Origin of the sequence: Comamonas fluminis (assembly GCF_019186805.1) — a bacterium.
Lineage (GTDB): Bacteria > Pseudomonadota > Gammaproteobacteria > Burkholderiales > Burkholderiaceae_C > Comamonas > Comamonas fluminis.
This window is the reverse complement of the sequence record NZ_CP066783.1, coordinates 4,071,987-4,098,192: the sequence shown is the minus strand read 5'-3', so window position 1 is coordinate 4,098,192 and position 26,206 is coordinate 4,071,987. Positions and strand designations below refer to the sequence as shown.

Sequence of the window (26,206 nt, the reverse complement as noted above, 5' to 3'; positions counted from 1 at the left end):
GGTTTACAGCGCGCCGCCCGAGCCGCGTGAACCCGATTCGGGAACTGCAACGCCCAGAATGGCGCAGGCCACGGCTTCGCCGACCTTGATGCCGTCCACACCTGCCGACAAAATGCCGCCCGCGTAGCTTGCGCCTTCGCCGGCGGGGTACAGGCCGCGTGTGTTATCGCTCTGGAAGTCTGCGCCACGGCCAATCTTGACGGGCGATGAGGTGCGGGTTTCCACACCGGTCAGCACAGCGTCCTTCATGTCGTAGCCGCGAATCTTTTTGCCAAAGGCGGGCAGGGCTTCGCGCATGGCTTCAATCGCATAGGCGGGCAGGGCCTGGTGCAGATCGCCCAGGCTGATGCCGGGCTTGTAGGAGGGCTGCACTTCACCAAATTCGGTCGATGGCTTGCCTGCCACAAAGTCGCCCACGAGCTGACCGGGCGCACTGTAGTTCTGGCCACCCAGTTGGTAGGCTTTGGATTCCAGCTGGCGCTGCAGCACAACACCAGAAAGCGGATGGTGCTCACCTTTTTTGAGCTTTTCGGCCCCCAGCGTCTTGCCGTCAAAGGCCCAGGCAAAGCTCTCGGCATCTTGCGGATAGTCTTCGGGGCTGATGGCGCAGACCATGCCTGCATTGGCATTGCGCTCGGCCCGTGAATACTGGCTCATGCCATTGGTCACCACGCGTTCTGGCTCGCTGGTCGCGGCCACCACGGTGCCGCCGGGGCACATACAAAAGCTGTAAACAGCGCGGCCATTCTTGGCATGGTGCACCAGCTTGTAATCGGCGGCGCCCAGTAGCGGGTGGCCTGCATCCTTGCCCCAGCGGGCGCGGTCAATCACGCTTTGCGGGTGCTCGATACGAAAGCCCACGGAGAAAGGCTTGGCCTCCATGGCCACGCCGCGCTCATAAAACATGGCAAAGGTGTCGCGTGAGCTGTGGCCCAGTGCCATCACCGCGTGGTGGGTGGGCAGGGTGTAGCTCTCGCCCGTGGCCTGGTTCAGCACCTGCAGGCTGGTCAGCTGGCGCTGGCCGTTCACTTCCTCAATCTGTACATCGGTCACACGCTGCTCGAAGCGGATCTCGCCACCCAGACGCACGATTTCCTCACGAATGCCTTCCACCAGCTTGACCAGCTTGAAGGTGCCGATATGGGGGTGGGCGGCGTACAGAATCTCGGGCGGTGCGCCATAGGTCACGAACTCGGTCAGCACCTTGCGGCCCAGATGGCGCGGGTCCTTGATCTGGCTGTAGAGCTTGCCATCCGAGAAAGTGCCTGCACCGCCTTCGCCATACTGCACATTGGACTCGGGCGTCAGCTCGCGCTTGCGCCACAGGCGCCAGGTGTCCTTGGTGCGCTCACGCACGGTCTTGCCGCGCTCCAGCACGATAGGCTTGAAACCCATCTGGGCCAGCACCAGGCCGGCAAACATGCCGCAGGGGCCAAAGCCCACCACTACGGGGCGCTCGTCCAGATCCGCCGGGGCCTGGCCTATGGGTTTCCAGCTCTGGTCGGGTGTGGGGTTGACGTGGGAGTTGTCGGCAAATTTTTCCAGCAGGGCCGCTTCCTGCTTTTCATTGCTCAGCGTGATGTCAGCGATATAGACCGCCAGCAGTTCGCTCTTGCGTGCGTCAAAGCTGCGCTTGTAAACCTGCAGGCTGGCAATGGCCTGCGCTGCAATCCCCAGACGCTCTGCCGCCAGTTGCGTGAGCTTTTCCGTGGGGTGAAATTCGGTGTGGTTCTCGGGGTCGTATTCAACCTGCGAGAGGGGAAGTTTGAGTTCTGCGATCCGGATCATGGCTTGTACCTATCAAGCAAGGGCTTGGATGGTAAGCCAAAGCCCGCCCGGCAGCCCAGGTACGGCGGGGGTGACCTTGGGGCTTGCTTGGAAAATTCAAAAAACATAGCGCACAGCGCTCTCCCATCAAGCGCAAGCGCCTGATTTGTTTCGCAAGGGTAAAGTTGCCTGCACAGCGCACCGCCAGCTGGGCTGCGTGGTTAGCATGGGCGCAGTTTCTGGATTACCTGCAATAAGGTCTCGCACCATGCGCACACCACTGATTGAACCTCAAAGTCTGACCTCTGCTTCACGCCGCAGCTGGTTGCAGCAATCAGCCGCCATGCTTGGGCTGCTGCCCGTCCTGCCTTTGCTGGGCTGCTCCACGTCGGCGGAAACAGCGGCTGCAGCAGCCACCACCGGTGCCACCGGTGTCACTGGTGCAAGCCCCTGGCTCAGCGGCGGCACCAAGGCCATTGCCGCTGCCGTGCGCGGGCTGAACCCGTTTACAGCAGTGGGGCTGGCGGGCAGTTGCCGCCTGACCTGTGAGGCGACGATTGGCCCCTGCCACACCTTGTCACCCGAGCGATCTGACGTCAGCGATGGCTGGGACGGTCTTCCCGTGCACATGCAGATTCGTGTGGTGAATGAACGCTGCGAACCCGTACCAGACACGATTGTGGAAATCTGGCACACCAACCACACAGGCGGCTATTCGGGGCAGATTCAACGCATGTGCAACAACAGCCAGGCGGACCTGGACAAGCAGTTCTTCCGTGGCTACCAGCGCACGGACAAGGACGGTATTGCCCGTTTTGATAGCTGCTACCCCGGTTGGTACCGGGGCCGTGCCGTGCATGTGCACTTTCGCATTTTGCAAGGCAGTTATGACCCAGCAGACAGGGCTGCATCGTGGCTGACCAGTCAGTTGCTGTTCAGCGATGCGTTGAATGCGCAAATCTTCACTCAGGCGCAGTTTTACAAGGACAAAGGCCAGCCCGATACGCAACTGGCGGTGGACAACGTGGTGGGGCAGGAGCCCGACAAGTCGCCTTATCTGTTTGATGTGCAGAACGTGGGTGGCGTCATGCTGGCCAGTAAAACCGTGGTGGTGCGCAACAACCTGCAGGACAAGCTGTGTCAGGTCAAAGGCTCGATGCCTCCTGGTGGGCCTGGTGGGCCTGGCGGCCCCGGTGGCCCACGCCCGGGTGGCCGCCCACCGCGTCCGGGCATGATGCCGCCACCACCACCGGGCGTCTGATGCGTTCAGATCACCAGTCTTGAGTAACCGACCCCCGCGCCTTTTTCCACGCGAATCTGGGCGGGGATGCGCTCCTTGAGCGCTTCCACATGGCTGATGATGCCAATCATCTTGCCGCTGGCGTTGAGCGCATCGAGCGCGGCCAGAGCCACTTCCAGCGTGTCGCCGTCCAGTGTGCCAAAGCCTTCGTCTAGGAAGAGCGAGTCGATGGAGGTTTTGCTGCTGACCAGATCAGACAGCGCCAGGGCCAGCGCCAGGCTGACCAGAAACGCCTCGCCCCCAGACAGCGTGCGCGTGTCACGCGCCACATCGCCCTGCCAGCTGTCCACAATGTCCAGCTCCAGCTCGCCCGTGGGCTTGCGCTGCAGCAGATAGCGGCCATGCAATCGCGTGAGGTGGCGGTTGGCCAGCAGCAGCAAATGGTCCAGCGTCAGCCCCTGCGCAAATTTACGGAATTTGTCGCCTTTGGCTGATCCGATCAGGCTGTCCAGTCGCTGCCAAAGATCGCAGTCCTGCTCCTGCGCGGCAATTTGGGCCAGCAGCGCCTGCTGGCCGGTGCGGCGCTGCGCATCGTCTGCCAGGCGTGCCCGCTGTGCACCCAGTTGCTCGGTGGTGGTGCTGCGCTCGGCCTCCAGTAATTGCAATTGCTGGGCGATGGCTGCGGGGTCTTCATCCGTCAAGGCCTGTGCTTGCAATTGCGCGTGGTGCGCTGTTGCTTCGGCCAGCAAGGTGCTGGCGCGCTGCGCGGCTTGGTGCAACTGGTCGCTGAGCTGGGACAGGCGCTGCAGCTCGGCCGCTGTAAGCAGGGCGTGGGTAAAAGCGGTGACATCGGCAAACGGGCTGGCTTGCAGCGCGGCATTCCAGGCGGCTTGGGCTTTTGCGCTGGCTTGCTGCAACTGGGCCAGTTGGTTGCCAAGTTGCTGGGCCTGACCTTGCAGGCTGGCCAGTTGCTGCACCGTGCGATCAAGCTGTGCAGCGCATTCGGCCAGATTGCCGGGCAGCGGGGAGGTGGGTGACGAGGGTGACGAGGGTGACGCGGGGGCATCGATGGCCTGCAACTGTGCCGCGCCCTGCTGCCAGTGCTGGGCGTCTTGAGTGGCTTGCTCTACCTGGCGCTGCTGCAGCAGCAGTTGCTGACTTAGCGCCTGCTGCTCGGTGCTGTGCTGCTGCCACTGCTGCCAGTCTTGCTGGCGCTGCTGCAGCCAGGCGCTGCTGTGCGCTGCATCGGGCACCGTCCAGCCAGCCTGCGTTATGGCGGCCTGCAGCTGGGCATCTACGGCAGCGGTGCTGTCTTGCAGCGTTTGCACGGCATGACTCAGGCGCTGCTGCAAGGCCGTATTGTCGTGCTGCACTTGCTGCACACGCTCTTGCCGGTGCTGTGCGCTTTGCAGGTTTTGCGCGGCAACTTGGGCGGCATCTTTGGCGGTTTGTGCACTGCGCTCACCCGCTTCCGCGTCGTTCAGCAACCGCTGCAGGGTGTGGGCCTGCTGCGTACTTTGCTGCTGCAGCGCCGTCAGTGCATCAGGCTGGCTCCAGGCATCAGCGGCCAGTGTGGCCGAGCAGGCTTGTCGTAATGTGTTCCAGCGTGTTTGCCATTGCTGGATGTGGGCGGCTGTCGTGTCCAGCTGCTTTTGCAGGCTGGTCTGCTGTGTGGTGCTGGCCGCGTAATCGGCTTTGAGCTGGCTGCCTTGCTGCTCCAGCACTTCGAGCTCGGCCCTGGCGCTTTGCAGCGCCGCTTCGCTTGCGGAGATATCCAGCGCGGCATAGGCGGTGATGGCGGGGTGTTCCCGCGATCCGCACAGCGGGCAGGCTTCACCAGCTTGCAATGCGTGGCGGTGGGCTTCCAGGCTTTGAATGCGCTGCTCTTGCGCCAGTATTTTTTGTTTGTCGCTGACTTTTTCTCTTTGCTGTGCGTACTGGCTGCGCAGGCTGACAAGTGCGGTGCTTTGCTGCTGCAGTCGTTCGCTACAGGCCTGCAGATCGGTGCGCAGCGATTGCTCTTGCTGCTGCAGCGCATCGCGCTGGCTGGCGTGCTGCTGTAGTTGCTGCAGGGCCTGCATTTGCTGCTGCGCAGTTTGCCAGTGTGTGCGCAACTGGGTCAGGCTGCCGCCATGGGCGGCCAGCAGCGTGTGCTGGGTTTGTGCCGCTTGCTCTGCAGCGCTCTGGGTGTGTTGCAGTGCGGCCTGCGCTTGCTGCACCACAGTGGCTTGCGCAGTGTTTTGCTGCTGCAGTTTCTGGGCTTGCTGCTGGCTTGTCTCCAGCTCGGCCTGTTCGCGCTGCAGCTGCAGTTGTTGTTGCTGGCTTTGCTCCAACTGTTCGCGCCAGCCGCTCAGGTGCTCGCCTAGTTGTGCATGGGCGGCATTTTGTTGTTGCCATTGGGTTAAATCGGCCTGCTGCGCTTTCAGATCATGCGCACGCAGCTCTGCTTTTTGTAGCGATTGTGTTGCCAGACTGCTGGCATGGTGGTGAAGCTGCCACTGCTGCACACGTGCTTGTTGCAGCGCTGTTTGCAATTGCGAGAGCTGCGTATTTGCCGCCGTGCAATGGGTCTGCGCTTGCTGCCAGCGCTCATGCAGCGGGGCTATGGCTTGCGCCGGGGCGTGGGCCTGCAGGCGCTGCAATTCAGGGGCAGCGGCCTGCAGCGCTTGCTGGGCTTGGGTGTGCGAGTGCAGGGCTTGTGACTGCGCTTGTTCGGCCTGCGCTGTTTGCTCCTGCCAGCGCTGCAGCGTTTGCAATGCGCTGTGGCGGGTTTGCATCTCGCCCACCTGGGCTTGCAGCTGGTCTGCTTCGGTTTGCAGTTGCTGGCGCTCTTGCTCGGTCAGCAGCTGCATGCCATCGGCATGGGCCTTGTTTTTCTCCAGCGCCTGGCGTGCATCGCGTGCGCGTTCGAACACGGTTTGAGAAATCTGGCTGTAGATGTCGGTGCCGGTGAGTTCTTCCAGCAGCTCGGCGCGTTCGTTGGCGCTGGCTTGCAAAAAGGCCGCAAAGCCGCCTTGGGCCAGCAGCATGGATTTGGTAAAGCGCGCAAAGTCCAGCCCGGTGATCTGGGCCATCTGCTTGAGCTTTTCACTGCTGTGGTTGCTGAGGATATGGCCGTCGGCCACTCGCGCCAGTTCTACCTTGGGGGCCTGCAGTGTGCCGCTGGCCTTGTCGCGGGCGCGGCGCTGGCTCCAGAAGGCGCGGTAGGTCACGCCTTTGACTTCGAACTCCACCTCGGCCAGACAGTCGGCGGTGTGCCGCGTCATCAAATCGTTGCTGCTGGCGCTGATGGTGGAAAGGCGCGGCGTCTGGTGGTAGAGCGCCAGGCAGATGGCATCGAGCAGCGTGGATTTGCCCGCCCCTGTGGGGCCAGTGATGGCAAACAGGCTGTTGCCCGCAAAGGGGGGGGCGCTGAAATCGACTTCCCATTCGCCCTTGAGCGAGTTGAGATTCTTGAGGCGCAGCTTGAGGATTTTCATGCGGCCCCCCCAGAGATGTTTTCGGTGTGGCTCAGCGATTCGACCACGCTCTGGTAGCGCTCGGTCAGCGCCTGTTGCAGCGGTGGCTCCAGCGTTTCAAGTGCCAGGCGGCGTGCAAACACGTCTTGCGGCGTCAGCTCGTCCAGCGACTCCATGGCTTCGCTCTGCAGTTGTGCAGCAGCAGTGCCGCGCTGGCGCTTGATGCGCAGCACTTGCACGGGCAAGCCATCGGCCAGCGCCTGCACGCGGGCGGGCAGGTCAGCCAAGTAGTCGTCTTCAATAATCGTGACATCCAGCCAGCTAGCGCGTTCTGGGTTTGCGCTGGTAGCTATGGTTTTGAGAGTTTCTGGCAAATCCTTCAGGCTGCAGCGCACGGCCGCCAGCGTTTGAAAGACCGGAACGGGCAGCGACTCAATGGCCTGCAGCCCGTTCTCGTTCAGGTCAACCAGCAGCACCTGTTTGGTCTGGCGTGCCTCATCAAAACCCAAGGCGATGGGCGAGCCGCTGTAGCGAATATGGTCAAAGCCACCCACTTTCTGTGGCTGGTGGATATGGCCCAGCGCGATGTAGTCGGCAGGCGGGAAGGCATTGGTGGGAAAGGCTTCGAGCGAGCCCACATAAATCTCGCGCACCGATTCATTGCTGCTGGCGCCCACGGTGGTCAGGTGGCCGGTGGCGATGATGGGCAGCTTGCGGCCCAGCGTGGCTTGCAGCTCTTGCTGCAAAACCTGTGCGGCGGCATAGACCTGTTGATAAGTGTTCTGGATAGCGGTTTGCAGCGCCTGTTGTTTGTCTTGTGCGCTCTGGCCCGCCTGACTTTGCTGCACATCGCGGGCGCGGATAAAGGGCAGGGCGCAGACGATGCAGCCGGGCTGGCCGGAGCCGCGCAGCGCCAGGGTGACGGCATGCTGCTGCGGTGCGCCAGTGGAGGCAATCACCTGCGTGCCCAGATGGCGCAGCAGATCGCGGCTTTCGTCCAGCACGCTGACCGAGTCATGGTTGCCGCCCAGAATCAGGAGGGCAACGCCCGCCTGGTGCAAGCGTGCAATCAACTGGTTGTACAGCTCACGCGCATAGCTGGCGGGTGCGCCGGTGTCGAACACATCGCCGGCAATCAGCACGGCATCAACCTGATGGATTTGAACCTGCTGCAGCAGCCAGTCGATCAGCGCCTGGTGTTCGGCCTGGCGGCTCTGGCCCATGAAATGCTGGCCCAGATGCCAGTCGGAGGTGTGAAGAAGACGCATGCGGTGATGGTATGTCAGACAGAAGGGCTGACAGGGCGCGTGCGCTGTTCTTATTCGCTGTCGAGCCGCTCTTGCGTCAGAGTCTGCGCAAACAAGGCATGGCCCTTGGCCCAGCCGCCGCCCCAGATCAGATCCATGGCGTCGGCCAGTGCATCGCGCTGCGGCTCGGAAAGATCGCTGCGCACATGCGCGGCCAGGTACAGCCGGTAGAGCGCGACCTGGGGCATGCCTTCATCGCGCAGTGCGCGGGCCAGCGCAGCAACGGCCCGTGCGGGCGATTGCGATTGCAGCGCAGCTTGCAGGCGGTGGCTGGGTGTCATGGCTCAGTGGAGATTGGAAGTGCCTAGCGGCGAGCCGTGCGCTTGGCTGTCCAGTAGCCAAACTCTTCCTTGCCCACTTCATAGTCCAGCTCCTGCAGGCGGGCCTGCAGGTTTTCCTGCACATCGGCCACGGCCTTGTTGTAGATGCTGGGGCCGATTTCGGTCAGAAAGAACTGCAGCAGCGCACCCGATTGCATATTGCCAATGGGCTCGTCCATGTTCTCGCGGAAATAGCGTTCGATGGAGGTGATGGCCTGTTGCTGGGCGTGCTTGGGTAGTTCAATAGTCATAGCTGCTTACGATTGATGGATCTAGGCTTTAGCCCGATTTCATGGTTAGTGGTCTGAGGGTTCAGCCAGAAAGCCGCCGCTTTGGTGGGCCCACAGCTTGGCGTAGATACCGCCCTTGGCCAGCAGTTGCTGGTGCGTGCCTTCTTCCACGATATGGCCCTCGTTCATCACGATCAGGCGGTCCATGGCGGCGATGGTCGAGAGGCGGTGGGCAATGGCGATCACGGTCTTGCCGTGCATCAGCCCGTCCAGGCTTTGCTGGATGGCGGCTTCCACCTCGCTGTCCAGCGCGCTGGTGGCTTCGTCCAGCAGCAAGATGGGCGCGTCTTTGAGCATCACACGCGCAATGGCCACGCGCTGACGCTGGCCGCCCGAGAGCTTGACGCCGCGTTCGCCCACCTGGGCGTCGTAGCCGCTGCGGCCTTTCAGGTCGGTCAGCGTGGCGATGAAGTCCGAGGCCTCGGCCTTGTCGGCGGCGGCACGCATGGCTTCTTCGCTGGCATCGGGGCGGCCATAGAGGATGTTGTCGCGCATGGAGCGGTGCAAGAGCGAGGTGTCTTGCGTCACCATGCCGATGGCGCCGCGCAGGCTGTCCTGCGTGACATTGCGGATGTCCTGGCCGTCGATGGTGATGCGCCCGCCCTGCACCTCGTGAAAGCGCAGCAGCAGGTTGACCAGCGTGGACTTGCCCGCGCCCGAGCGGCCGATCAGGCCAATGCGCTCGCCGGGGCGGATGTGCAGGTTCAGGTGGTCCATCACCTTTTTGCCATCAGCCTTATAGCCAAAGCTCACATCCTCGAAGGCAATGCCGCCCTGTGTAATCTGCAGCGGCTTGGCTTCAGGCGCATCGACGATGGTGCGCGGCTTGGTCAGCGTGGTGATGCCGTCCTGAATGGTGCCCACGTTTTCAAACAGACCTGTCATCTGCCACATCACCCAGTGCGAGTAGCCCATCAGGCGCAGCGCCATGGCGATCACGGCGGCCACTACGCCTGCGCTGGCCTGGCCTTGCGTCCACAGATACAGAGCCGTGCCGCCGCTGCCCAGCAGCAGCAGGGCAATCATCAAATGGTTGGTGATCTCAAACAGGCTGACCAGGCGCATCTGTGCATAGCCCGTGGCCTTGAAGGACTCCATGGCGTTGCGCGCATATTCGGCTTCGCGGCGGGTGTGGGCGAACAGCTTGACGGTGGCGATGTTGGTGTACGCATCGGTCACGCGGCCGGTCATCATCGATCGCGCATCGGCCTGTTCCTTGCCGATCTTGCCCAGGCGCGGCACAAAATAGAAACAGGCAGCGGTGTAGGCAATGAACCAGAGCGCAAACGGAATCATCAGCCGCCATTCAAAGCTTGCGGCCAGAATCAGAATGCCGATCATGTAGACGCCCACGCCCACAAACACGTCCACCACCATAAAGACCACTTCGCGCACCGACAGCGCGGTCTGCATGATCTTGGTGGTGATGCGGCCGGCAAATTCGTCGGCATAGAACGACATGCTCTGGCCCAGCATCAGCTTGTGAAACACCCAGCGCAGCCGCATGGGAAAGTTGATGGCCAGCACCTGGTGCATGACGGTGGTGTGCAGGGCCAGCAGCAGCACGCTGCTCAGCAAAATGCCCGCAATGCCCAGCAGCATGCCGCGCTGCTCATCCCAGAAGGTGGCGGGCGTGACCGTGCCCAGCCAGTCGACCACGCGGCCCATGATGGCAAAAAGCACGGCTTCATACACGGCCAGCAGGGCCGATGTCAGCGTCATCAGCCCAATCCAGCCGCGCATGCCCTGGGTGCAGGCCCAGACAAAGGCAAAAAAGCCTTTGGGGGGAACTCTGGGCTCCTGCGCAGGGTAGGGGGGAACCTGTTTTTCAAAGAATCGGAACACGATGGCAATACTCCCGGTACATGCTTGTGGCACTTGTTGCGCCGATGGTAGGGGAGTGGCGTCAGTTGGTGCAAAGTTGCGCGGATGACCGCTTATGCAATGGGTTCTTGAACCGGGACACACTACTTTCATGCCGCAAATGATTCAACCCAGTACGACATCCTCGCCCAGCAGCGCCGCGCGCACATACCGCAAATGGATGGGGGCGGCTCTTTTGACGGGTGCGCTGGCTGCTGTGACCGGTATCAGTGGCTGCGTGTTGGCCCAGCCAGTGGCATCGAAGAAAGTGCCGCTGGATATGCCTGCAAGCTTGCAGATATCGCCCCAGCGCCTGCAGAGTCATGTGCGGGCGCTGAGCGAGGATTTTCTGGGCCGCAGCTTTGACCAGCCCGAGACCCTGCAAAAAGCGGCGGAGTACATCGCTGCCGAGCTGGCTCAGTCGGGCCTGAAGGCCGAGCGCCAGCGCTTTGAGGTGGATGGCCGCAGCTATGAGAACCTGATCGTGCGCTTTGGCCCTGTGGACAGCAGTGCGCCGCTGCTGGTGATGGGCGCGCATTACGACAGTGCACTGACTGAACACGACCATGGCGCTGCCGTTTCGGCAGGCGCAAAACCGACGCCGCAGACCCACACCCCCGGCGCAGACGATAACGCCAGCGGTGTGGCAGGCCTGCTGGAACTGGCCCGCGTGCTTGCCGCCAGCCCGCCCACGCAGCCCGTGGAGCTGGTGTTCTACACGCTAGAGGAGCCGCCCAACTTTCGCTCTGACGATATGGGCAGCTATCGCCATGCCAAGTCGCTGCAGGACAGTGGCCGCGCCGTGCGCCTGATGCTGTCGGTGGAGATGATTGGCTACTACAGCGATGCGCCGGGCAGCCAGAGTTATCCACTGGCCCCGCTGGGCTGGTTCTACCCCGATCAGGCCAACTTCATTGCGCTGATTGGCGAGATGAAAAACTTTGGCGCCATGCGCCACACCAAGGCGCTGATGCGGGCATCCAGCGATGAAAGCCAGCCGCTGGGCGTGTATTCGCTGAACTCGCCGCGCTTTGTGCAGGGTGTGGATTTTTCCGATCACCTCAATTACTGGCGGCTGGGCTACCCGGCCATCATGGTTACCGACACCTCTTTCATGCGCAACCCGCACTACCACCAGAGCACCGATACCTGGGACCGGCTGGACTACCAGCGCATGGCGCAGGTGGTGCGCATGCTGGCTGCAGTGGCGCTGGATAAAGGATGACGCGGATCAAGAGCGCACTGGCCTAGACTTCCAGCATGTTCACCATCTCTTTGCGACTTCTTCCTGCCCTTGTGCTTGGCGCCGGACTTTGCAGCGCAGGCGCTGTGTGTGCGCAGACGGCGGATGCGGCGACCGGCGGCGCGTCTTTGGAGCAACTCAAGGTGCTGCAATCCATTGAGTCGGGGCTGTGGCAGGTCAGCACCCGCATGGAGCCCGCACCCAAGGCTGGTGCAATGCGCCAGCAGCCAGATCAGGGCTGCCTGAGCTCTCAGAACGTGGCCGAGGACTTGCGTGCTTTTCTGTCTCAGGAAGACGGAATGAGCTGCAAGGGCGTGCTGCAGGCCAACACCGATGAGCTGGCGGTGCTGCAGGTCATTTGCCCGCAGCCACAGCCTTCAAGGCAGAAGCTTTCGGTGGAGGAAAGCCTGCTGAAGTCCGCGCCGACGCTGATCGAAGTCAGGCGCTTTTCCAACACCAGTTTTCAGGTCAGCAGCAAGAGTGGCTCAGGCAAGGTATCTGCCAAAAAGCCGGGGTCTGAATTGACGGTGGTACAGGAATATGTGCGGCTGGATGATTGCCCCTGGTAGGCCTGGATTGCTATTGGTTTGCAATGAAATTGATAGCTGAAAGCGCATGTGTCTGATGGGCTTTGGCAGTATTTGAATAAAAAACGCCGCTGAATCAGCGGCGTTTTTCATGCGCGGTGGCAATCAGGCGTTGGGCAGGAAGCCTTCGACGGACAGGTAACGCTCGCCCGTGTCATAGGCAAAGCCCAGCACCTTGGCGCCCGCAGGCAGCTCGGGCAGCTTTTGTGCAATGGCCGCCAGCGTGGCGCCGGACGAGATACCGACCAGCAGACCTTCTTCACGCGCCATGCGGCGGGCGTATTCGCGGGCGGGTTCGGCTTCGACCTGAATCACGCCGTCCAGCAAGCCGGTGTCCAAGTTCTTGGGCACAAAGCCAGCGCCAATGCCCTGAATGGGGTGGGGCGCAGGGGCGCCGCCCGAGATCACGGGCGACTGGCTGGGCTCCACCGCATAGACCTTGAGGTTGGGGAACTTGGCCTTGAGCACCTTGGCCACGCCAGACAGGTGGCCGCCCGTGCCCACGCCGGTGATGAAGGCGTCCAGTCCATCGGGGAAGTCGGCCAGAATTTCCTGAGCGGTGGTGGCAGCGTGCACGGCCACGTTGGCGGGGTTTTCAAACTGCTGGGGAATCCAGGCGCCGGGTGTCTGCTCGGCCAGTTCCTGGGCACGGGCAATGGCGCCCTTCATGCCCTTTTCCTTGGGGGTCAGGTCAAACGATGCGCCATAGGCCAGCATCAGGCGGCGGCGCTCAATGCTCATGCTCTCGGGCATGACCAGAATCAGCTTGTAGCCTTTGACCGCCGCGACCAAGGCCAGACCCACGCCGGTGTTGCCGCTGGTGGGCTCGATGATGGTGCCGCCGGGCTTGAGGGCGCCGGACTTTTCCGCGTCTTCCACCATGGCCTGCGCAATGCGGTCCTTGATGGAGCCGCCGGGGTTACCGCGCTCGGACTTGATCCACACCTGGGTGTTGTCGCCAAACAGGCGATTGATGTGAATGACGGGCGTGTTGCCAATGGTTTGCAGAACGTTGTCGAACTTCATGAAGCCTCCGGGCGTGGACAAGGGCCGGATGTAATAAGTGGCCCAAAACACCCATTGTGGCGCAGTTGATCTGCCTGGTTGGAATAAGAATATTCTTGCCTCAGATCAAGACCGGGGCGAACAGTTGCCAATGTGTCACCAATGATGGGAACAATGGACGCAACGAGTTTTCAGGGGGGAGGGTTCATGCTGTCTTTCAATGCAACCATGGTGCTGCTGGCCATCAGCTGCGTTACTTTGCTGGTGGGCTTTTCCGCACGCGAAAAGCGCTGGGGCCCCTGGGTCATGCTGGTGGCCGTGGTGGGGCTGCTGTCGCTGATGAGTTACTCCATCGTCAATCTGCTGAGCTAGGCCGCGAGGGCTGCATGGCGCTGGGGCGCAGCAGCGGCGTTTTCCACAGCTCGGCCATCAGCAGGCCGGCAACCGTCATCACACCGCCCACAAGGTGATAGAGCGCCAGTGGCTCGTTCAGCCAGACAAAGGCCACCAGCGCGGTGAACACCGGAATCAGGTTGAAGAACATGCTGGAGCGGCCCGGGCCCAGCGTCTGCACGGCTTTCATCCACAGCAATGGCGCGGCAATCGAGGCCATGATGCCGGCGTAGGCCACCAGACCCAGGTTGCTGGCGTTCAGCCCCGTCTTGGGCGAGAACAGATACAGCGGCAACTGCACCACCACCGCCACCAGAATCTGCAGGTACAGCAGCTGCACGGTCTTGAGGGCGGGCATGGGCCAGCGCTTGAGCAAGATGTTGTAGATGGCATAGGCCAGCATGGCCAGCAGCATCATGGCGTCGCCCAGATTCAGGCCTTCGGACGCCAGATGGCTGAGCTGACCCGAAGACACCACCAGCGCCACACCCACAATCGCCAGCAGCGAGCCCCAGACTCCGCCGCGCGTCAGCGGCTGGCCCAGCAAAAACACGGCCAGGGCCAGCACCATCATGGGCGTGAGCGAGCCGATGATGCCCATATGTGTAGCCGTGGTGTAGTGCGCCGCGTAGTAGGCCAGGCTCTGGTAGATGACCATGCCCAGCACGCCCAGTATGACGATGCGGCCCAGCAGCGGTTTGATGGCCGCACGCAGGCGCCAGATGCCGGGCAGCACAAAAGGCGTGAACAGGGCGGCTGCCACGGCCCAGCGAAAAAAGCCGATCTCGGCGGCGCTGATGCTGCCTGCCGCCAGCTTGCTGACCACGGTGTTGACCGACCAGATCAGAACCGCGCCCAATGGCAGTAAATAAGAACCCATGATGCATCTCCTAGACTGGATTTATCATGCGCCTGACGCTTTTGAGGTGCATATCTGATTTCAGACATCTGATAGCGCAAGCCGGACGAAACCCATGAATGCCAGTGCCCCCGCCGCCCAACGCCAGCCAGTTGCCATTCTGGATACTGAAAAAGTCCAGGGCAGCTACTACTTTCGCTATGACGAATTCGGTGCCCACAGCGAGGCGCCGCCGCACAGCCACCGCTGGGGGCATCTGAATTACGCATCGCACGGCAGCCTGAGCATGGATGTGCCCACGGGCAACATCCTGTGCCCGCCCCAGCACGGGGTGTGGATTCCGCCCGGCGTGGTGCATAGCTGCTATCTGCGCCATGCCGTGCAGTACCGCTCTGTCTATCTGGCCCCCGAGATGTGCCGGCAACTGCCCACGGTGGCAGGCTGCATGCCCATAGGCGGCATCATCAAAGCCATCTTGCTGGACTTTGGCAGCCGTGGCGTGCAGGTGCCGCAAACGGCGCAAGACCTGCGGCTGGCGCAGGTGGTGCACGACCAGCTGTGCGCCACGCCGCTGGAGCTGAGCTTTCTGCCCGTGGCCCAGCACCCGGCGTTGGTGCAGGTGCTGGACGCCATGCAGGCCAGCCCGGACGATCACCGCAGTCTGAGCGAATGGGCGCAGACCGTGCACATGACCGAGCGCACGCTGGCCCGCCACTGCCAGAACGAGCTGGGCATGAGTCTGGGCGAGTGGCGCCAGCGCATGCGATACCTGCGTGCCATCGATGCGCTGGAGGCTGGGCACACTGTGCAGCGCATTGCCTATGACCTGGGTTACAGCTCGCCATCGGCCTTTATTGCCATGTTTCAGCGTGAATCAGGCCTGCCGCCCGAGCAGTTTCGGCGCGAGTTCTGTGCAAGCTCTTTGTGAACGCGGGATAATGCGCGCCGTGAAGTGCGCCAGACCGCCGCTGGTACAAGTGCTGAAAAGCCGTACTGGAGGAACGTCCGGACTGCATAGGGCGGCGTAGCAGCTAACAGCTGTCCACCGTGAGGTGAGGATCAGAGCAACAGAGACGAGTCCCGGGGGAGTGCCGCAAGGTAGACCACCGGGGGTGAAACGGGCAATCTCTACGCGCAGCAATACCAAGTAGGCACACGTTGACGGGGCCCCCGGAGTGTGCGGGTAGGTAGCACCGAGCCATCAGGCGACTGATGGCCAAGATTAATGGCGGTCACATGGCGGGCAACCGTTGTGCACAGAATCCGGCTTATCGGCGCACTTCACACTTATTCCCATGAAAAAGAGCTGTAGGTCTATGTTAATCAATGACCTGCAGCTCTTTTTTTGATAGTAAATGGCTTAGAAGCGTTCCCAGGGCATCAGATAACGCCACTGGCCTTCAGGCACCTTGGCCATGGCCACGCGGCCGATGCGCAGGCGGCGCATGCTGGTCACCTGCAGACCGATGGCGGCGCACATGCGTTCAATCTCCTCAGGCGCAATGCCCTTGAGCGCAAAGCGCAGATGGCTTTCGTTCTGCCAGCTCACATGGCAGGGCGGCATGCGGCGGTGGCCGTTGCCACCGGGAATGGGCAGGCCTTCGTACAGGATGTCCAGGCCGTCTTCCACCATCTGGCCTTCCACGCCGACGATGATTTCCTGCTCCAGCCACATGCCTTCTTCGGCCAGCTTGCGTGCCACGCGCTTGTCCTGCGTATAGACGATGAGGCCGCTGGCGGGCAGGGGAATCGTCAGAAACGATTCCAGATTCTTGAAGTGATGGTCCAGCACCAGCTGAGGCATGGGCGTGTCCAGCACCGCCTTGGTGGATTCATTGAGCAGCGAATGGGCGCTGCGGGTGCGGCCATAGGCGGGGCCCTGGGTGTAGCCCGCTGGCTTGTTCATCAGGATGGTGACGGGCGGAATGGCCTCGGGCTTGGCGCCCTTGCGCAGCGTTACGACCTGATCGGGCGTGACGCGGGACTCAGGCACCAGCACGACTTTGCCGTCCACCTGGACGTTGCCCGCTTCGATATAGAGTTCGGCCTCGCGGCGCGAGCATTGTTCTTGCATCGCCAAGCGCTTGGCCAGGCGAATGCTTTCTTGTTCAGGCAGAGATTCAGACATGGCGAGAGCTTAAACCCGCCGCCATGTCCTAGTGGCCTACAGGTCTAGCGCCAGTCTACCGTCCCAGGCACAGCTTCTGAATGCGCTCCACATGGGCCAGCAGTGATCGTTCTGCCACGGGCCACAGCGCGGGCGGGGTGTCGGCATAGGCAATGGCCACCCAGTCCTGAATATTGCCGTCGGGTTTGCTGCGCATGGCGGCATGCACCTTGGCTTCGCGGGCCAGACGGTGGCTTTTCAGCTTGGCAATCTGCTGGCGGGCAAATCCCAGTACATAGCCGTGGGCGGGCAGGATGTAGCTCACGCCAAATTCACCGCATAGCTCGGTGAGCCGGTCCAGCGAATCCATGTAGTCGATCATGTTGCCGTCAGGCGGGCTGATGACGGTGGTGCTGCCGTTGAGGATGTGGTCGCCGCTGAACAGCAACGCATCTTCTTCCAGCAAAAAGCACAGATGGTTGGCCGCATGGCCGGGGGTGAAGATGGCTTGCAGGGTATGCGTGATTTCGCCTTCTGGCCCTTGACTGGTCAGCGTAATGCGCTCTCCATCCTGTAGCGTCACTTCTGGTTTGAAGCGGCTGTAGGCACGCGCAGTGGGGGCGGATGGCAGGCCCATGATGGGCGGCTTGGCATGGCCGGACTGCACGACCAGCGCCTGCAGCGGCGCGGCGCCGGGTGAATGGTCGGGGTGGGAGTGGGTGCAGACGATGTAGCGAATATCGCCGTCCGTGGCGTCATGCAGGCGCTGCAGGTGCACGGGCTCGTCCGGGCCGGGGTCGATGACGATATAGCCGCTGCTGGCATCGCCAATCAGATAGGTATTGGTGCCGGGGCCGGTCATCATGCCGGGGTTGGGGGCCGTCAGGCGCATCAGGTTTTTGCGTAGAGGCACGGCTTTTTCAAACTGCCAGTCCAGGTGGTGTCCGGCCTGGCCATCGGGGTGCACCATTTCCAGCTCGCCATACGCCATATCGCTTTCCATATGGCGGGTGTCTTCCCCTTTCAGGTAGCCGGTGCGCGGGCAGCTGCGCCACAGGCGCTTCTCACTTTTGAGAGCATCAATCACAGCTTGCGTGCTGGCGTAGCCGACCATGCGCTGCAGCGTGCGCTCGGTTGGGAAGACGATGAACAGGCTTTTTTCGGCAAAGCGCTGCAGCGCGTCCTGCGGGCGAATCCAGGTGGGCTCGAACTGCTCGGTTTCATCGGCCTCAGGGGTCTGGCCTTCGGGCATGCGCGCCACAAAAAATGGCACGTTAAAGCGCTTGGGAATATCACGCGCTGCCGTCCAGTGCGCCAGATACCAGAGCTGATCGACGGCCAGCGTCCAGCCGCGTTCTCGGCATTGCTCGTACAGCGAGGCTTTGCGATCGAGCTGCTGCACCTGTGCGGGTGTGACGGAGTTACCCGTCTCGTCATAGGCCAGAAGAATGCCCAGCTCTTCAAACGTCTCGCGAATGCCCGCCAGCGCCTGGGTGATGCGTGTCTTGCCCGCTTCACCTGCGGCGTCCAGCATGGTCTGGCGCACGCGGGCCAGTGCGTGGTTGGCAGGGTCGGCATCCTGCGCTTCCAGCCCGCCACCGGGGAATACATAGGCATTGGCGAAGTTGCCCTGATTGGCACGGCGCGTCATCAGTATCTCGTAGCCCTGGCCGTCTGCGCAGTCGCGCAGCAGCAAGATGGTGGAGGCGTCGCGCACGGCGGCAGGTTCGCGCTGCGGATTCAGGAGCTGGCTGGGACGTGGGTTCATGCTCAGCATTATGCGAAGTTGCGGCCTGCAATCCATGTTCTGCCTGTGTTTGTGCAGCGCAGAGATGACAAAGACTGGGGAAAGCACTGAGCGCAAACCTTGTTTGAGTGCTTGATTTTAGTTATGTGAAATAACAATAATTGCGCAAAGGAATGGTTATGACTCATAAAGAAATTGCAGTTGAATTTCGTGGTGATGCCCAGCAGGTTGCGGTCATTCGACTGATGCGCGCCACCAAGCGCAATGCCTTGTCTGACGGCCTGGTGCTGGGCTTGCGCGATGTGTTCATGAACCTGCCCGCCAGCGTGCGTGCAGCGGTGGTGGATGGTGACGGCCCGCATTTCTGCGCCGGGCTTGACCTGAGCGAACTGAGCGAGCGGGATGCCGCGCAGGGCGTGCTGCACTCGCGCATGTGGCACGAGGCCTTGCGCCAGGTGCAGTTTGGTGCCGTGCCCGTGGTGGCGGCCCTGCACGGCGCCGTGGTGGGCGGCGGGCTGGAGCTGGCCAGCGCCTGCCACATTCGCGTGGCCGACAGCAGCACTTTCTATGCACTGCCCGAAGGCTCTCGCGGCATTTTTGTGGGCGGTGGCGGCTCGGTGCGCATTCCGCGCCTGATTGGTGCTGCGCGCATGGCCGACATGATGTTCACCGGCCGTGTTTACAAGGCCGAAGAGGGCGAGCGCATTGGCCTGTCGCAATACCTGGTGCCCGAAGGTCAGGCGCTGGACAAGGCGGTAGAGCTGGCGCTGCGCATTGCCGAGAACGCGCCCATGACCAATTACGCGCTGATGCATGCGCTGCCTCGCATCGCCGATCAGCCTGCCGATCAGGGCCTGATGACCGAAGCCCTGATGGCCGCCGTGGCGCAAAGCGCCCCCGAGGCCAAGTTCCGCTTGCAGGAATTTCTGGCCGGGCGGGCCGCCAAAGTCAGCAAAGACTGAACCTGGCGCATCACAACCAAGAGGTGGAGACAAAGACCATGCAGGAGACAGACACAGCCATGCGGGTTGAGCAGACAGAAGAGGGCACAAGCCCCAGGTACCGTGCGCTGGAATTTGGGGTGGCCCACATCCTGGTGAGCGAGGGAGAGGGCGGCGTTTTCTACGCCCGCGCCGATCAGGATCTGGCCCCCCATGCGCAGCGCATGACGGACAGGCTGGTGCACTGGGCGCAGGCCACGCCCGATCAAACCTTTATCGCCCAGCGCGTGCGCCTGGCCGATGGCAGCACGGGCGACTGGAAGCACATCAGCTATGCCCAGACGCTGGCCGCCGCACGCAGCATTGCGCAGGCGCTGGTGGAGAGAAAACTGTCGGCAGAGCGCCCAGTCATCATCCTCAGCGAAAACGATCTGGACCACGCCATGCTGGCCATGGGCTGTCTGTATGCCGGTGTGCCTTACTGCTCGGCCTCGACCGCGTACTCGCTGGTCAGCTCCGACTACGCCAAGCTGCGCCATGTGGTGAATACGCTGACCCCTGGCCTGATCTTTGCCAGCGATGCCGCACGCTACGACAAGGCTGTGCGGGCCGTTCTGCCTGCGGGCTGCGAAGTGGTCTATCGCAAAGGTGCAGCGGATGCGACAGCGCATACGCTGATGGCCGATTTGCTGGCCACGCAACCCACACCCGAGGCCGATGCTGCCATGCAGGCCACGGGGCCGGACACCATCACCAAATTTCTGTTTACCTCGGGCTCGACCAAGCTGCCCAAGGCCGTCATCAACACCCATGGCATGTGGTGCGCCAACCAGCAGCAGATTGCACAGACCATGCCCGATATGGTCAAAGGCCCGCCCGTGCTGGTGGACTGGCTGCCGTGGAACCACACTTTTGGTGGCAACAAGAACATTGGTCTGGCGCTGTACCACGGCGGCACGGTCTATATCGACGAAGGCAAGCCCACCGCTGCAGGCATTGCTGAGACGCTGCGCAATCTGCGCGAAATCTCGCCCACCGTGTACTTCAACGTGCCCACGGGCTTTGAATACATTGCCCGCGCCATGGAAGAGGACGCCGTGCTGCGCGCCAGCCTGCTCAAGAAGGTCAAGATGTTCTTCTATGCCGGGGCCTCGCTGGCGCAGCCGGTGTGGGACAGCCTGCATCGCACGCAGGAGGTCGAATGTGGCGAGCGTATTGTGATGGGCACGGGCCTGGGTATGACGGAGTCCTCGCCATCGGCCCTGTTCATCAACCGCACCGACGTGCGCTCTGGCGATCTGGGGGTGCCCGTGCCGGGGCTGGAGCTGAAGCTGGCGCCTGTCGATGGCAAGCTGGAAGTGCGTTATCGCGGCCCCAATGTCACGCCCGGCTACTGGCGCGCACCTGAGGCCACGGCCGAGGCTTTTGACGAAGAAGGCTTTTTCCGCACTGGTGATGCTGTGCAGTGGCGTGATGTGCAGGACCACCATCAGGGCCTGCGTTTTGATGGCCGCATTGCCGAAGACTTCAAGCTGGCCACAGGCACCTTTGTCAACGTAGGGCCGCTGCGCGCCAGGATCATTCACGCTGGTGCGCCCTATATCCAGGACGTGGTGGTGACCGGTCTGGACCGCAAGGAAGTGGGCGCCATCATCTTTGGCACGCCTGCCTGCGCTGCGCTCAGCGGCCTGGGCTCAGATGCCACGCTGGAGCAGATCATGCACAGCGCGCCTGTGCAGCAGCATCTGCAAGCCGTGCTCAACCAGCTGGCGCAAACCGCCACCGGCAGCGCCACACGCATTGCGCGTGCCGTGGCATCCACCCGCGCACCTTCTCTGGATCTGGGTGAGGTGACGGACAAAGGCTCCATCAATCAGCGCGCCGTGCTGCAGCACCGTGCCGATGTGGTGCAGGGGCTGTATGCCGAAAACCTGCCCCATGTTTTGAAGCCAAATCTGGCCTAAGCGCAATACCAATAAGCGCGAGAAGCTTTTAAAAGGATAGCGAAATGCAAGTTCAGGAACAGATTGCCATTGTCACCGGCGGCGCCTCCGGGCTGGGCGAGGCCACGGCCCGGGCGCTGGCCGCTGCGGGCGCCAGAGTGGCGGTGCTGGACCGCCAACTGGACAAGGCCAAAGCCGTGGCTGCGGACATTGGCGGGCTGGCGCTGGAATGCGATATCTGCGACACATCCAGCGTGACAGCGGCGCTGGATGCCATCCGCTCGCACTGGGGCGGCGATGCGCGCATTTTGATGAATGTGGCTGGCATTGGCACGGCCAAGCGCGTGATTGGCCGTGATGGCGAGCCCGCGCCGCTGGAAGATTTTGAGCGCGTGATTCGCGTCAACCTGATCGGCAGCTACAACATGACCCGCCTGTTTGCCGCACGTTGCGCCAAGCTGCCCGGTCTGGAAGACGGTGCGCGTGGCGTGATTCTCTACACCGCATCGGTGGCCGCGTTTGATGGACAGGTGGGCCAGCAGGCGTACAGCGCATCCAAGGGTGGGCTGGTGGGCATGACGCTGCCCATGGCACGCGACCTGGCCCAGCACGGCATTCGTGTCTGCACCGTGGCGCCGGGGCTGTTTGCCACGCCACTGATGCAGGAATTGCCTGAGCCTGTGCAGCAGTCGCTGGCAGCATCGATTCCCTTCCCGTCGCGACTGGGCAAGCCTTCGGAGTTTGCCGATCTGGCCGTACATATCGTGCACAACGATCACCTCAATGGCGAAGTGATTCGTCTGGATGGGGCGCTGCGGATGAGTCCTAGATGAGTGCCCCCTGAGGCGCTCCGCCTGGGCGGCCCCGCGCCTTCCCCCTGAGGGGGACGACACCATCGCTGCGGGGCGGCCCTTGCTTGGTGTCTCTGGCTTGGAGAGTGCCAGAGCCGGGGCGGCGCCAAAGATTGAGACAGGTATTGATTGATTTCACAGGACCGCAGAGTCCGCCTATTCCTAAGAGGAGACAAGTCATGCAAGGTCGTCGCAATTTCGTCAAAAGCCTGAGTGCTGGCGCTGCGCTGGCAGCGTTCGGCGGCATCGCCAGCCGCAGCGCCTATGCACAGGGCGCTGGTCCGCTGGATCAGGTGCGCATTCTGTACGGCTTCCCTGCGGGGAGCGCGGGAGATTCGGTTGCGCGCCGTGTGTCTGAAAAAATCGGAGGCAGCAGCTACACCAAGAACATGGGCGTGGTGGAAAACAAGCCCGGCGCCGGTGGCCGCATCGCGCTGGAAAGCTTGCGCAACGCCGCGAGCGATGGCTCGGTGATTGCGCTGTCACAGGTCTCGGCTTTTTCCATCTATCCCCATATCTATAGCAAGCTCAGCTATCAGGCCAAGGACTTCGAGCCGATTTCGATTGGCGCCATCATGCACCACGGTCTGGCCGTAGGGCCTGCTGTGCCTGCCGATGTCAAGACGCTCAAGGATTTTCTGGCATGGTGCAAGAGCAACCCCGATAAGGCCAGCTTTGGCAGCCCCGGTGCAGGCAGCCAGCCCCATTTGCTGGGCGCGCTGCTGAGCCTGCGCTCGGGCGTCAAGCTCAGCCATGCGCCGTATCGGGGGATGGCGCCCGGGGTCTCGGACGTGGCTGGCGGCCAGATTGCCGCCATCATGGGCCCTTGCGGCGACTATCTGAGTTATCACAAGGCGGGCAAGCTGCGTGTACTGGCCACCAGTGGCCCACAGCGCAATCCCTATCTGCAGAGTGTTCCCACGTTTGCCGAGCAGGGTTTTGCCGATCTGACAGCTGAGGAGTGGTTTGGCTTCTATGCCAATGCCAAGACACCTGCAGAGGTGCGCCAGCGTGCCCATGCGGCGATCACGACGGCTCTCAAGAGCGATGCGCTCAAGGAAAGTCTGGGGGTGGTGGGCCTGATTGCTACCAGCTCAACCCCCGAGGAAATGGCGCGCTCGCAGCAGGCTGAGTACGAGCGCTGGGGCGCATTGGTCAAGCAAATCGGCTTTACCGGCGACTCCTGAAATCAAGGGCTGAATCGCGTGCACACTTCAGTCCCCGGTCAGGTGGCAGGGGCTGAGAATTTCAAGACAGGCCGTAGCCTGCATTTCAAAAAATCTAGAGGAGACAAACATGCAAGATCGTCGTAATTTCGTCAAAAGCCTGAGTGCTGGTGCCGCGCTGGCTGCCTTCGGCGGCATCGCCAGCCGCAGCGCCTACGCACAGGGCGGTGGCCCGCTGGAGCAGGTGCGCATTCTGTACGGCTTCCCGGCAGGCAGCGCGGGTGACTCGGTGGCTCGCCGTGTGGCCGAAAAAATGGGTGGCACCAGCTATACCAAGAACATGGGCGTGGTGGAAAACAAGCCCGGCGCTGGTGGCCGTATCGCGCTGGAAAGCTTGCGCAACGCTGTGGGTGATGGCTCGGTCATCGTGCTGTCGCAGGTGTCGGCCTTCTCCATCTACCCCCATATCTATAGCAAGCTGACCTATCAGGCAAAGGACTTCGAGCCGATTTCAATCGGTGCCATCATGCACCACGGCCTGGCGGTAGGCCCGGCTGTGCCTGCCGAGGTCAAGACGCTCAAGGACTTTCTGGCCTGGTGCAAGAACAACCTCGACAAGGCCAGCTTTGGCAGCCCCGGCGCGGGTACGCAGCCGCACCTGCTGGGCTCGCTGCTCAGCCTGCGCTCGGGCATCAAGCTTAGCCATGTGCCGTATCGCGGCACGGCGCCTGCGGTGTCTGATCTGGCCGGTGGCCAGATTGCCGCCGTCATGGGCCCAAGCGGTGACTTCCTGAGCTACTACAAGGCAGGCAAGCTGCGCGTGCTGGCCACCAGCGGCCCACAGCGCAACCCCTATCTGCCCAATGTACCCACGTTTTCCGAGCAGGGCTTTGCCGACCTGACGGCTGAAGAGTGGTTTGGCTTCTACGCCAACGCCAAGACGCCACTGGAGGTGCGCCAGCGTGCCCATGCGGCCATCACAGCAGCGCTCAAGAGCGATGCGCTCAAGGAAAGCGTGGGTGTGGTGGGCCTGATTGCCACCAGCTCCACGCCAGAGGAAATGGCCCGCTCGCAGCAGGCAGAGTTTGAGCGCTGGGGGCCGCTGGTCAAGCAAATCGGCTTTACTGCAGAGAGTTGATCGAGTCACCCCCTGAGCCGCTTCGCGGCTTCCCCCTCTCTCGCTTTGCTTCGCAATGCGGGAGGGGGACGGCGCCATCGCTGCGGGGCGGCCCTTGCTGGGCGCCCCCGATTCCCCGATGGCATACGTCAGTGCTTATTCGGTTGCCCCCTTCTCCTATCTTTGATTGCTGTCGCGGTTTTTTTATGTCCTATTTGCCTACCAGTGCCGATAACGCGTTTCTTCTTTTCGATGTGCTCAAGGCTGATGAGCAGCTGCAGCATTTGCCAGCGCACGCCGCCACCGACAAGGCTTTGATGCAGCAGGTGCTGGACGAGGCGGGCAAGTGGGTGGGCGATGTGGTGGCTCCGCTGTCGCGTGAAGGCGATGAGGTGGGCGCGCAGTTTGCAGCAGGCAAGGTGACCGTGCCGCCGGGTTTTGCTGCGGCTTACCAGGACTTCTGGCAGGCAGGCTGGCCCGCACTGGCTTGCGCTGAGGAAGATGGCGGTCAGGGCCTGCCCTGGGTGCTGGAAGGCGTGCTCTACGAATGGCTGAGTGCGGCCAACCATGGCTGGACCATGGCGCCAGGCCTGCTGCATGGTGCGTATGAGTGCCTCAAGCACCATGGCAGCGATGCGCTGAAGGCGGCTTATCTGCCTAAAGTTGCCAGTGGCGAATGGCTGGCCACCATGTGCCTGACGGAAGCGCATGCGGGCAGCGATCTGGGTATGGTGCGCACGCAGGCTGTTTCTGCGGGTGAATCCGCGCTGGGCGAGCGCTACCAGATCACTGGCGGCAAGATTTTTATCTCGGGCGGCGAGCATGACTTGACCGAGAACATTGTTCATCTGGTGCTGGCCCGCCTGCCCGGTGCACCGGCTGGCCCCAAGGGCTTGTCGCTGTTTCTGGTGCCCAAGGTGCTGCCGGATGGAGCGCGCAACACCGTGGTCTGCGAACGCATCGAGGAAAAAATGGGCCTGCATGGCAGCCCCACCTGCGTGATGCGCTTTGACGCCGCCACAGGCTGGCTGATTGGCAAGCCCGGTGCGGGCCTGAACGCCATGTTTGTGATGATGAATGCGGCGCGCCTGCATGTGGCGCTGCAAGGCATTGGCCTGCTGGATGCCGCCTGGCAAAAAGCCCATGCCTATGCGCTGGAGCGCCGCCAGATGCGCGCCCCGGGCGCAGTGCCTGCCTCGCGTGGCGCGGGCGATGCTGCGGATTTGATCATCGAACATCCCGCCATTGCCCGCACGCTGGATGTGCAGCGTGCCTGGGTGGATGGTGGCCGCGTGCTGGCCTATCAGACCGGCATCTATCTGGACGTGGCGCGTCACGCCGAAACAGCCAGAGAGCGTGAACAGGCCCAGCAGTGGTGTAGCCTCATCACCCCCGTGCTCAAGGCCGCATGGACGCAGCAGGCTTTTGAAGGTGCCAGCGCCTGCCTGCAGGTCTTTGGCGGCCACGGCTATATCCGCGAATGGGGCATTGAGCAAATCGTGCGTGACTCGCGTGTGGCCATGATTTATGAGGGCACGAACGAAATTCAGGCCATTGACCTGCTGGTGCGCAAGGTGCTGCCCGATGGAGGGCAGTCCATGGGCCAGTGGCTGCTGCTTTTGCGCAAGAGTCTGGATGCAGGCCGCCAGCTGGACGCCGAAGTGCTGCGCTGCCTGGCGCAGTTGCGTTACTTCACCACCCTGCTGGCGCAGGCCTGCAAGGAAGACGATACCCTGGCCTGGCGTGTGGCCGATGACTATCTGCGCTGCATCGCCGTGGTGCTGATGGGCTGGGCCTGGGCGCAGATTGGAGCTACAGCGGGCACTGATCAACCGCGCTGGCAGGGGCCTTTGAAGCAGGTGCTGCAGCGCATCCTGCCCGAGATGGACTGGCGCATGAACCTGATGAAAGCGCAGTGGACGCAGGCGTCACTGGTGCACGGCAATCAGGCGTTCACACCTGCGAATTGACGATTTTTGCCCATAAAACGCGCGAAAGCGGC

At 62.3% G+C, this 26,206-nt stretch carries 21 protein-coding genes and 1 other RNA gene; 12 read left to right on the top strand and 10 right to left on the bottom strand.

Features of this window, described 5'->3' with window-relative positions; translation table 11 throughout:
* Positions 1 to 3: 3 nt before the first annotated feature.
* Entirely contained in the window at positions 4 to 1,788 is a 1,785-nt protein-coding gene (locus tag JDW18_RS18910) for an NAD(P)/FAD-dependent oxidoreductase (protein WP_218241125.1), read from the bottom strand.
* 247 nt (positions 1,789 to 2,035) lie between these two features.
* Here JDW18_RS18910 and JDW18_RS18905 point away from each other — a divergent pair, with 247 nt between their 5' ends.
* A complete protein-coding gene (locus tag JDW18_RS18905; RefSeq protein ID WP_246610078.1) occupies positions 2,036 to 3,028 on the top strand; it encodes a dioxygenase family protein in 993 nt (330 codons plus the stop codon).
* Positions 3,029 to 3,033: 5 nt separating this feature from the next.
* On the opposite strand, the gene JDW18_RS18900 is transcribed toward JDW18_RS18905, so the two are convergent.
* The 5 genes from JDW18_RS18900 to JDW18_RS18880 are packed head-to-tail and all read right to left on the bottom strand — an operon-like array spanning position 3,034 to position 10,227.
* The gene (locus JDW18_RS18900) at positions 3,034 to 6,486 is read right to left on the bottom strand and encodes an SbcC/MukB-like Walker B domain-containing protein (RefSeq protein ID WP_218241124.1); all 3,453 of its coding nucleotides are present in this window, start codon (positions 6,484 to 6,486) and stop codon (positions 3,034 to 3,036) included.
* The gene (gene sbcD / locus JDW18_RS18895; RefSeq protein WP_218241123.1) at positions 6,483 to 7,733 is read right to left on the bottom strand and encodes an exonuclease subunit SbcD; all 1,251 of its coding nucleotides are present in this window, start codon (positions 7,731 to 7,733) and stop codon (positions 6,483 to 6,485) included. The genes JDW18_RS18900 and sbcD overlap by 4 nt, the downstream gene beginning before the upstream one ends.
* Positions 7,734 to 7,783: 50 nt before the next feature.
* A complete protein-coding gene (locus tag JDW18_RS18890; protein ID WP_218241122.1) occupies positions 7,784 to 8,053 on the bottom strand; it encodes a hypothetical protein in 270 nt (89 codons plus the stop codon).
* 23 nt (positions 8,054 to 8,076) lie between these two features.
* Positions 8,077 to 8,343, bottom strand: coding sequence for a DUF2164 domain-containing protein (locus tag JDW18_RS18885; RefSeq protein ID WP_218241121.1), 267 nt, complete (start codon positions 8,341 to 8,343; stop codon positions 8,077 to 8,079).
* Between the two features lie 45 nt (positions 8,344 to 8,388).
* The gene (locus JDW18_RS18880; protein ID WP_218241120.1) at positions 8,389 to 10,227 is read right to left on the bottom strand and encodes an ABC transporter ATP-binding protein; all 1,839 of its coding nucleotides are present in this window, start codon (positions 10,225 to 10,227) and stop codon (positions 8,389 to 8,391) included.
* A gap of 139 nt (positions 10,228 to 10,366) precedes the next feature.
* Between JDW18_RS18880 and JDW18_RS18875 the strand changes: the two genes are divergently transcribed.
* Complete coding sequence (locus tag JDW18_RS18875) at positions 10,367 to 11,470, top strand: M28 family peptidase (protein ID WP_218241119.1); 1,104 nt, start codon at positions 10,367 to 10,369, stop codon at positions 11,468 to 11,470.
* A 35-nt stretch (positions 11,471 to 11,505) separates the two neighbouring features.
* Positions 11,506 to 12,057, top strand: a complete 552-nt coding sequence (locus JDW18_RS18870; RefSeq protein WP_218241118.1) for a hypothetical protein — start codon at positions 11,506 to 11,508, stop codon at positions 12,055 to 12,057.
* A 123-nt stretch (positions 12,058 to 12,180) separates the two neighbouring features.
* On the opposite strand, the gene cysK is transcribed toward JDW18_RS18870, so the two are convergent.
* Positions 12,181 to 13,101, bottom strand: coding sequence for a cysteine synthase A (gene cysK / locus JDW18_RS18865; RefSeq protein ID WP_218241117.1), 921 nt, complete (start codon positions 13,099 to 13,101; stop codon positions 12,181 to 12,183).
* A gap of 186 nt (positions 13,102 to 13,287) precedes the next feature.
* On the opposite strand from cysK, the gene JDW18_RS18860 reads away from it, so the two are divergent.
* Positions 13,288 to 13,452, top strand: a complete 165-nt coding sequence (locus JDW18_RS18860) for a hypothetical protein (RefSeq protein ID WP_246610076.1) — start codon at positions 13,288 to 13,290, stop codon at positions 13,450 to 13,452.
* On the opposite strand, the gene JDW18_RS18855 is transcribed toward JDW18_RS18860, so the two are convergent.
* Positions 13,436 to 14,353: a DMT family transporter gene (locus JDW18_RS18855; protein WP_218241115.1), complete on the bottom strand. Its 918-nt coding sequence runs from the start codon at positions 14,351 to 14,353 to the stop codon at positions 13,436 to 13,438. The genes JDW18_RS18860 and JDW18_RS18855 overlap by 17 nt on opposite strands.
* Positions 14,354 to 14,447: 94 nt before the next feature.
* Here JDW18_RS18855 and JDW18_RS18850 point away from each other — a divergent pair, with 94 nt between their 5' ends.
* Together JDW18_RS18850 and rnpB are read left to right on the top strand one after the other, a co-directional pair.
* Positions 14,448 to 15,260 carry an AraC family transcriptional regulator gene (locus JDW18_RS18850; RefSeq protein ID WP_218241114.1) on the top strand — a complete coding sequence of 271 codons (813 nt, stop codon included), beginning with the start codon at positions 14,448 to 14,450 and terminating at the stop codon, positions 15,258 to 15,260.
* A gap of 21 nt (positions 15,261 to 15,281) precedes the next feature.
* An RNA gene (rnpB, locus tag JDW18_RS18845) (RNase P RNA component class A) lies at positions 15,282 to 15,619 on the top strand.
* A gap of 73 nt (positions 15,620 to 15,692) precedes the next feature.
* On the opposite strand, the gene JDW18_RS18840 is transcribed toward rnpB, so the two are convergent.
* Together JDW18_RS18840 and JDW18_RS18835 are read right to left on the bottom strand one after the other, a co-directional pair.
* On the bottom strand, positions 15,693 to 16,460 hold the full coding sequence (locus JDW18_RS18840) for a pseudouridine synthase (RefSeq protein ID WP_218241113.1): 768 nt from the start codon (positions 16,458 to 16,460) through the stop codon (positions 15,693 to 15,695).
* 55 nt (positions 16,461 to 16,515) lie between these two features.
* Positions 16,516 to 18,207 carry an MBL fold metallo-hydrolase gene (locus JDW18_RS18835; RefSeq protein WP_246610074.1) on the bottom strand — a complete coding sequence of 564 codons (1,692 nt, stop codon included), beginning with the start codon at positions 18,205 to 18,207 and terminating at the stop codon, positions 16,516 to 16,518.
* Positions 18,208 to 18,365: 158 nt separating this feature from the next.
* Between JDW18_RS18835 and JDW18_RS18830 the strand changes: the two genes are divergently transcribed.
* From JDW18_RS18830 to JDW18_RS18805, 6 genes are all read left to right on the top strand, one after another.
* On the top strand, positions 18,366 to 19,148 hold the full coding sequence (locus tag JDW18_RS18830; RefSeq protein WP_218241111.1) for a crotonase/enoyl-CoA hydratase family protein: 783 nt from the start codon (positions 18,366 to 18,368) through the stop codon (positions 19,146 to 19,148).
* A gap of 38 nt (positions 19,149 to 19,186) precedes the next feature.
* Complete coding sequence (locus JDW18_RS18825) at positions 19,187 to 21,091, top strand: feruloyl-CoA synthase (RefSeq protein ID WP_218241110.1); 1,905 nt, start codon at positions 19,187 to 19,189, stop codon at positions 21,089 to 21,091.
* A gap of 44 nt (positions 21,092 to 21,135) precedes the next feature.
* Entirely contained in the window at positions 21,136 to 21,903 is a 768-nt protein-coding gene (locus tag JDW18_RS18820; RefSeq protein WP_218241109.1) for an SDR family NAD(P)-dependent oxidoreductase, read from the top strand.
* A 197-nt stretch (positions 21,904 to 22,100) separates the two neighbouring features.
* Positions 22,101 to 23,108 (top strand): Bug family tripartite tricarboxylate transporter substrate binding protein, encoded by a 1,008-nt coding sequence (locus JDW18_RS18815; RefSeq protein ID WP_218241108.1) that lies wholly within the window; start codon positions 22,101 to 22,103, stop codon positions 23,106 to 23,108.
* A 109-nt stretch (positions 23,109 to 23,217) separates the two neighbouring features.
* Positions 23,218 to 24,225 (top strand): Bug family tripartite tricarboxylate transporter substrate binding protein, encoded by a 1,008-nt coding sequence (locus JDW18_RS18810; protein ID WP_218241107.1) that lies wholly within the window; start codon positions 23,218 to 23,220, stop codon positions 24,223 to 24,225.
* A gap of 185 nt (positions 24,226 to 24,410) precedes the next feature.
* Complete coding sequence (locus JDW18_RS18805; protein ID WP_218241106.1) at positions 24,411 to 26,174, top strand: acyl-CoA dehydrogenase family protein; 1,764 nt, start codon at positions 24,411 to 24,413, stop codon at positions 26,172 to 26,174.
* The last annotated feature ends 32 nt before the right edge of the window (positions 26,175 to 26,206 follow it).

Excerpts from the sequence above, each read along its gene's own strand:
- JDW18_RS18910 (WP_218241125.1), bottom strand. The coding sequence starts at position 1,788 with ATGATCCGGATCGCAGAACTCAAACTTCCCCTCTCGCAGGTTGAATAC.
- JDW18_RS18905 (WP_246610078.1), top strand. The coding sequence starts at position 2,036 with ATGCGCACACCACTGATTGAACCTCAAAGTCTGACCTCTGCTTCACGC.
- JDW18_RS18900 (WP_218241124.1), bottom strand. The coding sequence starts at position 6,486 with ATGAAAATCCTCAAGCTGCGCCTCAAGAATCTCAACTCGCTCAAGGGC.
- sbcD (WP_218241123.1), bottom strand. The coding sequence starts at position 7,733 with ATGCGTCTTCTTCACACCTCCGACTGGCATCTGGGCCAGCATTTCATG.
- JDW18_RS18890 (WP_218241122.1), bottom strand. The coding sequence starts at position 8,053 with ATGACACCCAGCCACCGCCTGCAAGCTGCGCTGCAATCGCAATCGCCC.
- JDW18_RS18885 (WP_218241121.1), bottom strand. The coding sequence starts at position 8,343 with ATGACTATTGAACTACCCAAGCACGCCCAGCAACAGGCCATCACCTCC.
- JDW18_RS18875 (WP_218241119.1), top strand. The coding sequence starts at position 10,367 with ATGATTCAACCCAGTACGACATCCTCGCCCAGCAGCGCCGCGCGCACA.
- JDW18_RS18870 (WP_218241118.1), top strand. The coding sequence starts at position 11,506 with ATGTTCACCATCTCTTTGCGACTTCTTCCTGCCCTTGTGCTTGGCGCC.
- cysK (WP_218241117.1), bottom strand. The coding sequence starts at position 13,101 with ATGAAGTTCGACAACGTTCTGCAAACCATTGGCAACACGCCCGTCATT.
- JDW18_RS18860 (WP_246610076.1), top strand. The coding sequence starts at position 13,288 with ATGCTGTCTTTCAATGCAACCATGGTGCTGCTGGCCATCAGCTGCGTT.
- JDW18_RS18855 (WP_218241115.1), bottom strand. The coding sequence starts at position 14,353 with ATGGGTTCTTATTTACTGCCATTGGGCGCGGTTCTGATCTGGTCGGTC.
- JDW18_RS18850 (WP_218241114.1), top strand. The coding sequence starts at position 14,448 with ATGAATGCCAGTGCCCCCGCCGCCCAACGCCAGCCAGTTGCCATTCTG.
- JDW18_RS18840 (WP_218241113.1), bottom strand. The coding sequence starts at position 16,460 with ATGTCTGAATCTCTGCCTGAACAAGAAAGCATTCGCCTGGCCAAGCGC.
- JDW18_RS18835 (WP_246610074.1), bottom strand. The coding sequence starts at position 18,207 with ATGAACCCACGTCCCAGCCAGCTCCTGAATCCGCAGCGCGAACCTGCC.
- JDW18_RS18830 (WP_218241111.1), top strand. The coding sequence starts at position 18,366 with ATGACTCATAAAGAAATTGCAGTTGAATTTCGTGGTGATGCCCAGCAG.
- JDW18_RS18825 (WP_218241110.1), top strand. The coding sequence starts at position 19,187 with ATGCAGGAGACAGACACAGCCATGCGGGTTGAGCAGACAGAAGAGGGC.
- JDW18_RS18820 (WP_218241109.1), top strand. The coding sequence starts at position 21,136 with ATGCAAGTTCAGGAACAGATTGCCATTGTCACCGGCGGCGCCTCCGGG.
- JDW18_RS18815 (WP_218241108.1), top strand. The coding sequence starts at position 22,101 with ATGCAAGGTCGTCGCAATTTCGTCAAAAGCCTGAGTGCTGGCGCTGCG.
- JDW18_RS18810 (WP_218241107.1), top strand. The coding sequence starts at position 23,218 with ATGCAAGATCGTCGTAATTTCGTCAAAAGCCTGAGTGCTGGTGCCGCG.
- JDW18_RS18805 (WP_218241106.1), top strand. The coding sequence starts at position 24,411 with ATGTCCTATTTGCCTACCAGTGCCGATAACGCGTTTCTTCTTTTCGAT.